General features: G+C 66.5%; 12 protein-coding genes and 1 tRNA gene. 7 read left to right on the top strand and 6 right to left on the bottom strand.

Annotated elements, in window-relative coordinates:
- Positions 1-25: 25 nt before the first annotated feature.
- Both KTR40_RS10825 and ettA read left to right on the top strand, forming a co-directional pair.
- Positions 26-670, top strand: coding sequence for a hypothetical protein (locus KTR40_RS10825; protein WP_228403698.1), 645 nt, complete (start codon positions 26-28; stop codon positions 668-670).
- A gap of 52 nt (positions 671-722) precedes the next feature.
- Complete coding sequence (gene ettA / locus KTR40_RS10820; protein ID WP_139029494.1) at positions 723-2,405, top strand: energy-dependent translational throttle protein EttA; 1,683 nt, start codon at positions 723-725, stop codon at positions 2,403-2,405.
- 87 nt (positions 2,406-2,492) lie between these two features.
- Here ettA and KTR40_RS10815 read toward each other — a convergent pair whose 3' ends face one another.
- On the bottom strand, positions 2,493-3,473 hold the full coding sequence (locus KTR40_RS10815; protein WP_228403696.1) for an acyl-CoA thioesterase II: 981 nt from the start codon (positions 3,471-3,473) through the stop codon (positions 2,493-2,495).
- Between the two features lie 63 nt (positions 3,474-3,536).
- Here KTR40_RS10815 and KTR40_RS10810 point away from each other — a divergent pair, with 63 nt between their 5' ends.
- Positions 3,537-4,196 carry a hypothetical protein gene (locus KTR40_RS10810; protein WP_139029492.1) on the top strand — a complete coding sequence of 220 codons (660 nt, stop codon included), beginning with the start codon at positions 3,537-3,539 and terminating at the stop codon, positions 4,194-4,196.
- 13 nt (positions 4,197-4,209) lie between these two features.
- On the opposite strand, the gene KTR40_RS10805 is transcribed toward KTR40_RS10810, so the two are convergent.
- Positions 4,210-4,653, bottom strand: a complete 444-nt coding sequence (locus KTR40_RS10805; protein WP_304940879.1) for a globin — start codon at positions 4,651-4,653, stop codon at positions 4,210-4,212.
- Between the two features lie 2 nt (positions 4,654-4,655).
- Positions 4,656-5,345, bottom strand: coding sequence for a mechanosensitive ion channel family protein (locus KTR40_RS10800; RefSeq protein ID WP_228403694.1), 690 nt, complete (start codon positions 5,343-5,345; stop codon positions 4,656-4,658).
- 117 nt (positions 5,346-5,462) lie between these two features.
- On the opposite strand from KTR40_RS10800, the gene KTR40_RS10795 reads away from it, so the two are divergent.
- Positions 5,463-6,455, top strand: coding sequence for an epimerase (locus tag KTR40_RS10795; RefSeq protein ID WP_228403692.1), 993 nt, complete (start codon positions 5,463-5,465; stop codon positions 6,453-6,455).
- An 81-nt stretch (positions 6,456-6,536) separates the two neighbouring features.
- Here the strand turns inward: KTR40_RS10795 and KTR40_RS10790 are convergent, their stop codons facing one another.
- Together KTR40_RS10790 and pepN are read right to left on the bottom strand one after the other, a co-directional pair.
- On the bottom strand, positions 6,537-7,010 hold the full coding sequence (locus KTR40_RS10790; RefSeq protein WP_139029488.1) for an OsmC family protein: 474 nt from the start codon (positions 7,008-7,010) through the stop codon (positions 6,537-6,539).
- Positions 7,007-9,601, bottom strand: coding sequence for an aminopeptidase N (gene pepN, locus KTR40_RS10785; protein WP_228403689.1), 2,595 nt, complete (start codon positions 9,599-9,601; stop codon positions 7,007-7,009). The genes KTR40_RS10790 and pepN overlap by 4 nt, the downstream gene beginning before the upstream one ends.
- Before the next feature lie 167 nt (positions 9,602-9,768).
- Between pepN and KTR40_RS10780 the strand changes: the two genes are divergently transcribed.
- From KTR40_RS10780 to KTR40_RS10770, 3 genes are all read left to right on the top strand, one after another.
- Positions 9,769-10,788, top strand: coding sequence for a hypothetical protein (locus tag KTR40_RS10780; RefSeq protein ID WP_139029486.1), 1,020 nt, complete (start codon positions 9,769-9,771; stop codon positions 10,786-10,788).
- Between the two features lie 81 nt (positions 10,789-10,869).
- Positions 10,870-11,364, top strand: coding sequence for a ribose-5-phosphate isomerase (locus tag KTR40_RS10775; RefSeq protein ID WP_228403687.1), 495 nt, complete (start codon positions 10,870-10,872; stop codon positions 11,362-11,364).
- Complete coding sequence (locus KTR40_RS10770) at positions 11,364-12,332, top strand: Fpg/Nei family DNA glycosylase (RefSeq protein WP_228403685.1); 969 nt, start codon at positions 11,364-11,366, stop codon at positions 12,330-12,332. Before KTR40_RS10775 ends, KTR40_RS10770 begins: the two co-directional genes overlap by 1 nt.
- 170 nt (positions 12,333-12,502) lie before the next feature.
- Here KTR40_RS10770 and KTR40_RS10765 read toward each other — a convergent pair.
- Positions 12,503-12,576 (bottom strand) — tRNA-Gly (locus KTR40_RS10765).
- Between the last annotated feature and the right edge of the window lie 112 nt (positions 12,577-12,688).

Below are 12,688 nucleotides of genomic sequence, written 5' to 3'. Positions count from 1 at the left end.
CCAGCCCGCATGGCAGAATGACATCATGCGGCACACCCCTGACCACCGGCAGAACTCAACAGCCGGCGCGTCATCGGCGACTCCCGCAGCCAACGCTCCCGGAGGTGCCCCTTCCGGAGGTATCAGGCCCAGCGCCGCGCACCGGCTGACGGCGGCTGCCGCTGCAGCAGCGCTGGCGGCAGGTTTGGCCGGATGCGTCAGCGGTGCACCCACGGGTGAGAGGCCGGCTGCCGCCGGGCAGGCAACTGCCGTAACATCAACTTCTGCGGCATCAGCCGGAGCAGTGCCCGCAACACCAGGAACAACGGCTGCAGGAACGGAAACCGTGGCCGGACAGCTGGCAGACACATCAGGGCCGGCATCCACCACGGCTGCGGCAGCCGCCACCGAAACGGCCAAAAAAACCGTGACGGAGGCGTTGGGCAGGCTGGCCGCCGGGTCGCCAAAACCGGCAACCTCGCAAGTTACAGAAGCCCTCACGGGGGCGGGAATCGCACCTGCGGTATTGCAGGTTTCGCAGAGCCGCACTCCCACTGGCCTCGAAGCGGATGCCATTGAGGCGGCGGTGCTCCAGGGAAAGGACTGTGTGATCGGCCAGGTCCGCGATGGCGCCGTGACAGTGACCGTGTTGCCCGTGCTGGCCAGCGGGAAGTGCTTTGTAGGCTCGTAAGCCTGTTGGGCGGAATGTGAGATATGCCTGCCCACCCACTAGATTTGGAACCATGGCGGAATTTATCTACACAATGACCAAGGCCCGCAAAGCCGTTGGCGAAAAACTCATTCTTGACGACGTAAGCATGTCCTTCTTCCCTGGCGCCAAGATCGGTGTTGTGGGCCCGAACGGTGCCGGTAAGTCCACCATCCTCAAAATCATGGCCGGACTGGACACTCCCTCCAACGGTGAGGCCCGGTTGAGCCCCGGCTACACCGTGGGAATCCTGCTCCAGGAGCCTCCGCTCAACGAGGAAAAGACCGTCCTGGGCAACGTCCAGGAGGGTGTTGGCGAGATCTACGGCAAAATCCAGCGCTTCAACGAAATTTCCGAGGAAATGGCCAGCCCCGATGCTGACTACGACACCCTCCTCGAGGAAATGGGACAGCTGCAGGAAGCCATCGACGCCGCAGACGCCTGGGACCTGGACTCGCAGCTGGAGCAGGCCATGGACGCCCTCCGCTGCCCGCCCGCGGACGCCGACGTCACCAATCTCTCCGGTGGTGAACGCCGCCGCGTTGCGCTCTGCAAGCTGCTGCTGCAGAAGCCGGACCTGCTGCTCCTGGACGAACCCACCAACCACCTGGACGCCGAAAGCGTGCTTTGGCTTGAACAGCACCTGTCCAGCTACGCCGGCGCAGTCCTCGCCGTCACCCACGACCGGTACTTCCTGGACCACGTGGCGGAATGGATCGCTGAGGTGGACCGCGGCCACCTCTATCCCTACGAGGGCAACTACTCCACCTACCTGGAGAAGAAGCGCGCCCGCCTGGAGATCCAGGGCAAGAAGGACGCCAAGCAGGCCAAGCGCCTCAGCGAGGAACTTGAGTGGGTCCGGTCCAACGCGAAGGGCCGCCAGACCAAGTCCAAGGCCCGCCTTGCCCGCTACGAGGAAATGGCCGCAGAGGCCGACCGCACCCGCAAACTGGACTTCGAAGAGATCCAGATCCCGCCGGGACCCCGCCTTGGCGGCCTGGTGCTGGAGGCCAAGAACCTCCAGAAGGGCTTTGAGGACAGGACCCTGATCGACGGACTGTCCTTCAGCCTGCCCCGCAACGGCATCGTGGGCGTCATCGGCCCCAACGGTGTGGGCAAGACCACGCTGTTCAAGACCATCGTGGGGCTGGAACCACTGGACGGCGGTGACCTGAAGATCGGCGACTCCGTCAAGATCTCCTACGCTGACCAGAGCCGTGGTGGCATCGATCCCAACAAGACCCTGTGGGAAGTTGTCTCCGACGGCCTGGACTTCATCCAGGTGGGCCACGTCGAAATGCCGTCCCGTGCCTATGTCGCCGCCTTCGGCTTCAAAGGCCCGGACCAGCAGAAGAAGGCCGGCGTGCTCTCCGGCGGTGAGCGCAACCGCCTGAACCTGGCGCTGACCCTCAAGCAGGGCGGCAACCTGCTGCTCCTCGATGAGCCCACCAACGACCTCGACGTCGAAACCCTCAGCAGCCTGGAAAATGCTCTGCTCGAGTTCCCCGGCTGCGCCGTGGTGGTCTCCCACGACCGCTGGTTCCTGGACCGGGTGGCTACGCACATCCTGGCCTACGAAGGTGACGAGGAGAATCCCTCCAAGTGGTACTGGTTCGAGGGCAACTTCGAATCCTACGAGGAGAACAAGGTGGAGCGCCTCGGCCCGGACGCCGCCAAGCCGCACCGCGTCACGCACCGCCGCCTCACCCGCGACTAAACGCGAAACGCCCCGGGGCAAAGCAAAACAAGGAGGCCGGCACCCACCAGGGTGCCGGCCTCCTTGGTGTCCGGGCGGGGAATGCTGCTAGTCCCGCCCGGCCTTGCGGATCTGATGCTCCATCAGCTTCGACTGGAAGGCGCCCACAACCTTGTTCTTCAGGTCAGTGGGTACACGCACCATGCCCTCCTGCGCCACCGAGGCCACGTGCTGCCCCGCCTGATTGAAGATCTTGCCGGTCGCGAGTCCACGGGCGCCCTGGGCGCTGGGTGACTCCTGGACATACAGCAGCCACTCATCCACTCGGGCGGGCCGGTGCCACCACATGGCGTGGTCCAGGCTTGCCACGTTCATACCCGGAGTGATCCAGCTCAGCCCGTGGCGCCGCAGGATGGACTCAAGGAGGGTGTAGTCGCTGGCGTACGCCAGGGCTGCCCGGTGCAGGTTGGGATTGTCCGGCATCGGTCCGAAGGTCTTCATCCACACAGCATTCCGCGCTTCACGCTTGCCCTTGGCCGAGACATACAGCGGCGGATCCACGTGCCGGATATCGAAGGGGCGCTCGTAGGCCCAGTGCCGCGCCACCGGATGGTCGAACTTGCCGAGCAGGTCGGCGGTGCTGGGCAGCGACTCCGGATCGGGAATGCCGGCAGGCATGACGGACTCGTGCTCCAGGCCTTCGTCCTCGCCCTGGAAGGACGCGATCATCGACAGGATGGGCACGCCTTCCTGGTACGCGTGGACCCGCCGGGCGGAGAAGGACCGGCCGTCCCGGAGGCGCTGGACACCGAAGGTGATGGGCTTGTTCGCGTCGCCAGGGCGCAGGAAGTAGCCATGCATGGAATGGACAAAACGCTCCGGGTCCACTGTCCGGATGGACGCGATGAGCGACTGCGCCAGCACCTGGCCGCCGAACACCCGGTGATGGGGCTGCTGCTGGGACGGACCCAGGAAAATGTCCTCGTCCGTCCGGGCACCCTCCAGCTCACCAAGGTCAAGGAGCGAGATGAGCGATGAGGTGGGGTCCCCGCTGGGGAGCGCCAGGATCTCGGCGTCGGCTTCAGTCATGGTTTGACTCTAGACGGCACCCCGGCACTGCTCAACAAAGGCCCACCGGGTAGTGTTCTTGGTGTGTCTGATCTCCTCACTTCGTCCTTCCGCTTCGCCGATCCCCGCGATCTTGCTGACCTGAAGACCTTCGCCACGCGCGCCAAGTCCATTGACGACGGCGCCATCCGGCTTCAAGCCGCAGGTTCCGTTCTCGCCGCGTACGTCTGCGTGCTGCGGCCCAGGCTCCTGGGCGAATCGACTCCCACCATCCTGGGGTTGCGCACCATGGCGCTGGCGGAACCTTCCGCGACGGATGTGACCGTCTCCCTGTCCGCCGTCCTGGACCGCCTCGCCCGGGCGGGAGAGGACGACGTCGAGTTGCCGGTTCCGCCGTCCACTGTCACCGAGTCCTGGACCGGGGTGGGCGCCCCCCGGAGCGGGTGGGAATTCCTGGGTTCACGCAGCGATGCGGCGCTGAGAAAAGCCGCCGAAGCAGGCATGGCGGAAGTGGCGGGCATCGTGCCGGACAGGCCGGGTGCGCTGATCGTCAACAACGCACGGGCCGCTGTCTGGGGCAGGGAACTGGACGAATCGGGCCTGCCGGCCGGGGCTGCTTTCGCCGCCCTCGCGCTGGGGTTCCTGGCTGATGGCGACCAGAAGCTCTACCGGGCAGGGCGCTGGTTCCGCCTTACAGGCACGCGCGGCCACGTGCTGGCCCGGACCGGAAGTGCTCTGCTCTAGCGCCGGTTATACATCAGCCGGGGCTGTTGACCATGGACAGCGCAGCACGCTCCATGTAGTCCCACAGGGTTCCCTCATACAGCGGCGGAAGGTCCAGTGCGTCCACGGCGGTCCGCATGTGGAAGAGCCAGCGGTCCTTGGCCTCCGGCGTCACCTTGAACGGCATGTGCCGCATGCGGAGGCGGGGATGCCCGCGCTCTTCGCCGTAGGTGGTGGGCCCTCCCCAGTACTGTTCCAGGAACATCAGGAACCGGCGCTTCGCGGGCGCCAGGTCCTCTTCCGGATACATGGGCCGCAGCAGCGGATCGGTGGCCACGCCGTCGTAGAAGACATCGATCAGCTTCACGAACGTCTCATGGCCGCCCACGGCGTCGTAGAAACTGTCCGTGTAGTCCGGCTTGCTGAACGGATCGTTCTGCATCAGCTGCGGCCGTTGCGGTTCGATGGGGATGCTCATGGCTACTCTCCGGCCTTCTGTTCAGTCTTTTTGGGTTCGGCAGCACCGTGGTCGCTTGCCTGGTCGGTGGTCCCGTCCTCTGACTCGTGCAGGGGCACGTAGGTTCCCTGGGAGCGATTGCCGACGCGCAGGATCTCACCGTTTCGCAGGTACCAGATGGCGCCGTCGTCGGACCGCACGCGGGTGATGCGCAGGCCCATGGACTCCACAACGCCAACAACCTCACTGGTTTCGATCACATCGCCGATGCCGTACTGGTCTTCAATGGTAATAAAGATCCCGGCCAGGAAGTCCCGGATGAGCTGCTGGGCGCCGAAGCCGATGGCCACACCCAGGATGCCCACGCTGGTGAGCAGGGGGGCGATGTTGATGTCCAGGTTCTGCAGCACGTACATGCCGGTGATGATGACCACCAGCACGCCAACCACGCTGTTCAGCAGCGAGCCGATGGTTTCCGCACGCTGGACGCGCCGTTCATGGTCCAGAGCCCTAAAGGCAGGGGCTGCCCATTTAAAGGTGGGCCGCTTGAAGAAGTTGCTGCCGGACGCCACGCGCTTGGTGATCCGGGAAATCACGAACGTGGCCACCAGCCAGATGGCAACGCCCACGCCGAGGCTGATCACGATGCCGGTGATGCTGATGCCGTCCGGCTGGCTGGCGGTGGGAGGAAGGATCGACAACGTGCTGACCATAGGGGGGAAGTGCTCCTGCTGTTCTTCGGCTGGGCCGGGAAGGGGTGCCGCGGCGCCGGTTACGCCCGGCGCGGAAGGCTCTGTTCTCCTTCAACAGTATCGCCGTAGCGTCTGAACATGCGCATTCTTGTCCTCGGCGGAACGGCCTTCCTGTCCGCAGAAATTGCCCGACAGGGGGTGGCGGCGGGACACGGGGTGACGTGCCTTGCCCGCGGCTCCGCCGCCGCACCGCCGCCAGGAGCCAGGTGGCTTCGGGAGGACCGTTCGGTAGGTGCGGACGCCTACACCGGTGCCCAGGGAGAGTGGGACGAGGTGGTTGAGGTGGCCCGGGACCCTGTCACCGCAATCGGGGCCCTGGACGCCCTGTCCCACCGGGCGGCCCACTGGACGTTCGTCTCAAGCTGCTCCGTCTATGCCGACGCGTCGCTCCCGAACGCGGCTGAAGAGGCGCCCCTTTTGCAGCCCTTGGATCCGGGCATCCCCTCTACCCCGAAGAACTATGGCGAATCGAAGGCGGCGATCGAGGCCGCCACCCTCAAAGCGGCAGGCGGGAAAGCCCACCTGTGCCGCGCAGGCCTGATAGCCGGTCCGGGGGACAGTTCGGACCGCTACGGCTACTGGCCCGCGCGCTTCGCCATGAACAGCAAGCCGGTGGTGGTCCCCGCCATCGACCACCATCCGACCCAGGCCATCGACGTCCGCGACCTTGCTGCCTGGATCCTCCGGGCAGCAGAAACGGGTGTGGCCGGAGCCTTGAATGCAGTGGGCGGGCAGGTGTCGTTCGGGACGTACCTGGCTGCCTCACGGGACGCGGCGGCTCACCAGGGTGACGTCCTCCCGGCGGAAGAGGACTGGCTGGCGGACCAGGGCGTCAACTACTGGGCCGGTCCGGACTCCCTGCCGCTCTGGCTCCCGCCAGGGCACGGGGGCTTCATGGCACGGAGCAACCGGGCAGCCGTGGCTGCCGGGCTGCGGCTCCGGCCGTGGCAGGAGACACTGGCGGACACCCTGGCGGACGAACGCCGGCGCGGACTGGACCGCGAACGGAAAGCCGGGCTGGCGCCGGAAACCGAGGCGCGGCTCGCCAGGAAGCTGCTTCGAAGCCTTTGAGTCCGCCCGCCCCGAAACCAGGTAGCGCCAAGTGTCGGTATGGGGTCCCAAAACGACACTTGGCGCTACCCAGTTGGGCCGTCAGGGCGCCAGGGTCACCGGTTCATGCTCCACCGGGAAGTTCACACTGCGGGCAATGAAGCACACCTGGTTCGCCTCATGGTGGAGCCGGCCGGCCAGCTCCACGTGCGCCGCGTCCGCTACGGTCACCTGCGGCCGGAGCGTTACGCGCTCGAACTGCCCGCTGCCGTCCCGGTTCAGCTTCATCAGCCCGAGGGCCTCATCCCGGTAGTCCGTGACCACCACGCCGTGCTTGACCGCCACATGCAGGAACGAGAGCATGTGGCACTGGGCCAATGCCGCCAGGAGGAGCTGCTCCGGGTTGTATCGCTCCCGGTCGCCATGGAAGGTGGGGTCCGCGGAGCCCTTGAGGACCGGGAGCCCGGGAATGAGGATGTCGTGGTCCCGCGAGTAGCCGCGGTAGGACGCCGTCCCGTTGCCCGTGTTGCCCGTCCACTGGATGGCCAGCTCGTAGCGGTGCTCATGCAGGCTCATACTGCAGGCGCCGCTTCGCCGGGAAGGACATCAGCGGCCCGTGCCCGCAATGCCCGGGCAACGCCGTCGCGGTTTTCAAGCATCATCCGCCGCAGCGCTGCACTTTCGGGCGGAAGCGCGGCAAGGAAGCCGTCAGTCCGGTCCACGGTTGCCTGGGTGGTCAGCAGCGCAGGGTAGAGCCCGACGACGATCTGCTGGGCCAGTGCGTGCGTGCGGCTTTCCACGATCCCCGGCACTGCCTCGAAGTACTTTTCGGCGTAGGGCTCCAGCAGGGACCGGTCGAGCACGCGCATAAAGCCGGTGACCGCCGAGCCCTGCAGTGCATTCGAGAGTTCGCCCTTGACCACAATGGCGTCCCAGGCGGCGGCCTTCGCCTCCGCTGTGGGGATGGCGGCTTTGGCAAGGGCGGCGGCATTCTGGCCGCTGGAGGTGTTGTCCCGGGCGAGCTCGGCGTCGATCCCGTCCTGGCCGAGGCGTCCGCCCACCACAAGCGAGGTAACCAGCTCCCAGCGCAGGTCCTGGTCCACAGCCAGCCCGTCCAGGACCAGTGAGCCGTCCAGGAGGCCGGCCACCGTGTCCAGCTGGCCTTCACTGCCCGCCAGGAGGGCAAAGGACTTCACGAACTGCAGCTGGGCATCGGAGCCGGCAGGCACCTCGGACGCCAGCTCCCACAGCCGGTCCGCGGCGGCCGAGGCCGTCTGCTCGCGGTGCTCCTCGGCCACGTAGAAGTTCAGGGCGGTTGCCAGTTGGCGCAGCTGGACCAGGATCACCGAGGAGTCCGATTCCGCGGCCACATTGGCCAGGACCAGCTCCACATACCGCCGCGCCGGGGTCTCGCCGTCGCGGGCAGCGTCCCAGGCGGAGTTCCACACGAGCGTCCGTGGCAGGCTGTGGCTGAAGTCCTTCAGGTGGGCGGTCGCCGTCGCCAGGGACTTTTCGTCCAGCCGCACTTTGGCGTAGGCGAGGTCGTCGTCATTGACCAGGACCAGGTCCGGCTGGGCCAGCCCCACCAGCCCGGGCACCTCGGTGCGTCCGCCGTCGACATCCAGCTCCTCGCGGTGCACCCGCTCAAGCTTGCCGGCGCCATTGAGGTTGTAGAACCCCACGGCCAGCCGGTGCGGACGGATGGTGGGCCACTCGTCCACGGCGGATTGCAGGATGGCGAAGGACGTGAGCTTGCCGTCGCCGTCCACCTCGAGTTCCGGCTTGAGGGTATTGACGCCAGCGGTCTCCAGCCACTGCCGGCCCCATCCGTCCAGGTCGCGGCCGCTGGCCTTCTCCAGTTCCACCAGCAGGTCGCGCAGCTCGGTGTTCTGCCAGGAATGCTTGGCGAAGTACTCGCGCACGCCGGCCATGAACTGGTCGGGCCCCACCCAGGCCACCAGCTGCCGCAGCACGGACGCGCCCTTGGCATAGGTGATGCCGTCGAAGTTGACCTCCACGTCCTGCAGGTCATTGATCTCGGCAAAGATCGGGTGCGTGGTGGGCAGCTGGTCCTGGCGGTAGGCCCAGGACTTTTCAACGGAAGCGAACGTGGTCCAGGCACTGGTGAAGGAGGTGGCTTCCACGGCCGCCAGGTGGGACATGTACTCCGCAAAGGACTCGTTGAGCCACAGGTCGTTCCACCAGCGCATGGTCACCAGGTCGCCGAACCACATGTGGGCGAGTTCGTGGAGGACGGTGATGGCGCGGCGCTCGACCTGGGCGTCTGGGACCTTGCTCCGGAAGACGTAGCCCTCGAGGATGGTCACCGCCCCTGCATTTTCCATCGCGCCGGCGTTGAATTCCGGCACAAACAGCTGGTCGTATTTGTCGAACGGGTAGGGGCAGCCGAACTGCGCCTCGAAGAATGCGAAGCCCTGCCGGGTGAGTTCGAAGATGTTGTCCGCATCCAGGTACTGCATCAGCGACTTCCGGGCGAACACCCCAAGCGGGATGACGCGGCCGTCCGAGCTGGTGACCTCGCTGCGCACTGACTGGTAGGGGCCGGCAATCAGGGCCGTCACATAGGAGGAGAGCCGCGGGGTGGGGGAGAAAGCCCACACAGAGCGGGCGCCGCCGTCGTCCCCGGGCATGGTCTCCACGGGCGTTGTCTCCACGGGAGCGGGCGTGGGGGAGTTGGAGATGACGTCCCAGTGGGACGGGGCGGTGACAGTGAACTTGAACGTGGCCTTCAGGTCAGGCTGCTCGAAGACGGCGAACATCCTGCGCGAATCAGGAACCTCGAACTGCGTGTACAGGTAGACCTCGTTGTCCACCGGGTCCACGAAGCGGTGGAGGCCCTCGCCGGTGTTCATGTACGGGGCATCGGCCACCACGGTGAGCTCGTTGTGTTCCTCGAGTCCGGCGAGCTGGATCCTGACGCCGTCCGCCACCGTGCCCGGATCAAGGCTCCTGCCGTTCAGGGTGACGCTGTGCACGGTCCGCGTGACGGCGTCGATGAACGTTGAGGACCCTGGCTTCGCGCTGAACTTCACCGTGGTGGTGCTGCCGAAGACCTCTCCGCCCCGGGTCAGGTCAAGGCTGACGTCGTAGGAGTCGACGGCGATCAGTTCGGCACGTTCGCTGGCTTCAGCGCGCGTCAGATTCATACCTGGCAAAGTGTGTCCTCCAGAAAGATTGCGTCTGCGCAGCTGGCGTGCCCAGCGGCGGCACTGTTCATTCTTGCATTCCCCCACCCGTGGCAAGTAGCGCGGCTCACAGTGGCTGCCGCGGGAGGCGGGCAGCCGCCGGCCGGCGGTGGGAGTAGCGTTAAATCATGGGAAAGTTCATGGAGTCGATGGACACGAAAGCCCTTCGGTTTGTGGTGGGGTTCCCGCTGCTGGTGGCGGCGGCCTTCGTGGTGTGCGCCTTCCTGATCCGGCCGGACCTTCCGGAGCCGCTCGCCATCCGGTGGACGGACGACGGCGGGGCCTCCTTCGCGCCCTTCGGCGCCTATGTCACCGCGGGCGCCGTGATGATCGTGGCAGGCGGCTGGCTGGTCCTCTTCCAGGCCGTGCCCATCAACAGGCCCGTGCTGATGCGCCGGATCATGATGGGTGCCGGCCTGTTCTTCACGCTCTTCGTCACAAGCGCCCTCGCAGCCGGCATTGTTGGCCAGGCGGGGCTGGCAGACGCCCGTGAATCCCGTGTGGACATGACGGTCCTGGCACTCGGAAGCGGAGCGGCCGTGTCCCTGGGGGTGATTGTTGCCTTTGCCTTCAAGGCGGACCAGCAGTGGTCCCCGGACGACGACCGGGCCCTCCAGCTGGCCATCGCCAGGGAAGCGGACCCTGACCTGACCCGGGATAATATCCGGCTCTGGGTCCATGCGCGCAGTTCCGTCTTCGTCATGATTGCCATCGCATCGCTGTTCCCCTCGGCCCTCATCGCCGTTGCCGTTCCCTGGCTCGGCGCGCTCCTCGTGCTCCTGGCCGTGGTGGGCGCGGCGTTCCTGTTCGCGCGCATCAAAGCCGACCGCCGCGGCCTGAAAGTCATGCTGGGCGGCATCGTGCCGGTCATGAACGTCCCGGCGGGAGCCATCTCCGGCGCCACCGCGGCGGACGTGAAAGCCGCAGACTACGGCGGCTGGGGCTACCGGCACCACGGCGGCACTGCCGCCATGCTCGTCAGCAGCGGGCCCGCCGTCGTCGTCAGCAAAACGGACGGCCAGCGCCTGGCGGTGAGCGGCGGCAGCCCTGCCTCGGCAGCGAGGCTGGCCGAGGTCCTGACCCGCGTCGCTGAACGGGCCCGGCCGGGCGGCGGTGCGGCCCCAACTCCCGGCCAGCCGGAGTCCTAGTATTCTTGACCGTGTTGTCCTGACCCTGGCCTGCGCCGTCCCGGCCGGCTGCCGGCGCCCCCAACCGAACGGATTCTGCTCGTGACATCTTCCCCTGCCTTCCCGCGGGTCCACATCGCCACCGACCATGCGGGCATGGAACTGAGCGCCCACCTGGTGTCCCACCTGACCGCCAAGGGCTACGACGTGGTGGACCACGGTCCCAAGGTGTATGACGCCCAGGACGATTACCCGTCCTTCTGCATCAACGCGGCCCTTGCCGTGGTGGCGGACCAGCAGGCAGGGGTGCCCGCCCTGGGCATCGTGCTGGGAGGCTCGGGCAACGGGGAACAGATCGCCGCCAACAAGGTCAAGGGGGTCCGGGCTGCCCTGGCCTGGAACCTCTCCACCGCGAAGCTGGCGCGGGAGCACAACGACGCAAACGTTGTTGCCGTCGGCGGGCGCCAGCACACGGTGGAGGAAGCCACCCAGCTGATCGAGGCCTTCCTGGCCGAGCCCTTCAGCAACGACGAGCGCCACGTCCGCCGCATCGGAAAAATCGCTGCCTATGAAGCAACCGGCGAGGTCATCGAGTAGTGCCGGAAGGGCATTCCGTCCGCCGCCTGGCGCGGCAGTTCGGGGACGTATTCGGCGGGCGGCGGCTCTCTGTGTCCAGCCCGCAGGGGCGGTTCAGCGGGGGCGCCGCGCTCCTGGACGGGCGTACCCTGCTCGTGGCCGAGGCGCACGGCAAGCACCTGTTCCTGCACTTCGACAACACGCTGGTGCTGCATGTGCACCTGGGACTGTACGGCGCCTGGAGTTTCGGCGGCGACAGCACGTTCGCCGGTTCCTCCAGTATCGGTGCGCCGCGCCGGGTGGGGGAGCGGGAGACCTTCGCGGACGGGGACGACGGCGGCGACGGTGCCGGCGGCGAAGCCTATGCGGGTCCGCCGGTCCCCGTGGGAGCCGTACGGGTCAGGCTGGCAAGCAGCAACGGCTGGGCTGACCTGAGGGGTGCCACCACCTGCGAAACCATCACCACCGCTGAGGCCGATGCGGTCCTGGCGCGTCTGGGGCCGGATCCGCTGCGGAACCTGCGGGGCGACGCCGGACGGTTCGCGGCCAACCTGAAGGGCAGGAAAACTGCCGTGGGTGCGCTCCTGATGGACCAGAAGATTATTGCCGGAGTGGGCAACGTGTACCGCGCCGAGGTCCTGTTCCGCCGGCGCATCGATCCCTGGCTGCCGGGAACCGCACTGCCCGACGCCGAGGCGCGCAGGCTGTGGCGCGACGTCGTGGCCGTCATGAACGACGGCGTTGCCGACGGCCGCATCATTACTACCCCGCCCAAGTACTGGTCCGACCATGGCAAGGCGGCAGGCCGGGCCCGGGCTGCAAGGGCCGCGGCGCTGCCTAAGTCGGAAACCTACCCCGCCCGGGACAACGCGCACTTCGTTTACAAGCGGGACGGGATGCCGTGCCGGGTCTGCGGTACCACGGTGCTGACCGCCGAGCTGGTGGGCCGCAAACTTTACTGGTGCCCGTACTGCCAGCAGCCGTCCTGAACGCTCTCTCACCTGATGCGGCTTTTTGGCAACGCTCTCTCACTTAATGGGGCTTTTGCGGCGACGCTCACTCAGTTGGGGATGGCGTTCCACGGCGTGCTGCCGCTGGTCCCTGAGTTGGCACGAAAGCCTTAACACAAAAAGGCCCCTCGCTGAGGGGCCTTTTTGATTGGAGGGGACGACGGGAATCGAACCCGCGTAATCAGTTTGGAAGACTGAGGCTTTACCATTAAGCTACGTCCCCGGAAGAACCGCATCTGCAATATTAGCAGGCCTGCAATTCCGGGCTGGCTGTTCAAGCCGGATACAACTAAACCTAATCCATGGGCTACGTGTCAAATGTGCAAACAGGGCGC

This window comes from Pseudarthrobacter sp. L1SW (assembly GCF_020809045.1).
Taxonomy (GTDB): domain Bacteria; phylum Actinomycetota; class Actinomycetes; order Actinomycetales; family Micrococcaceae; genus Arthrobacter.
Note: the sequence above shows the minus strand (reverse complement) of the source record. Positions and strands in the feature narration are given on the sequence as shown.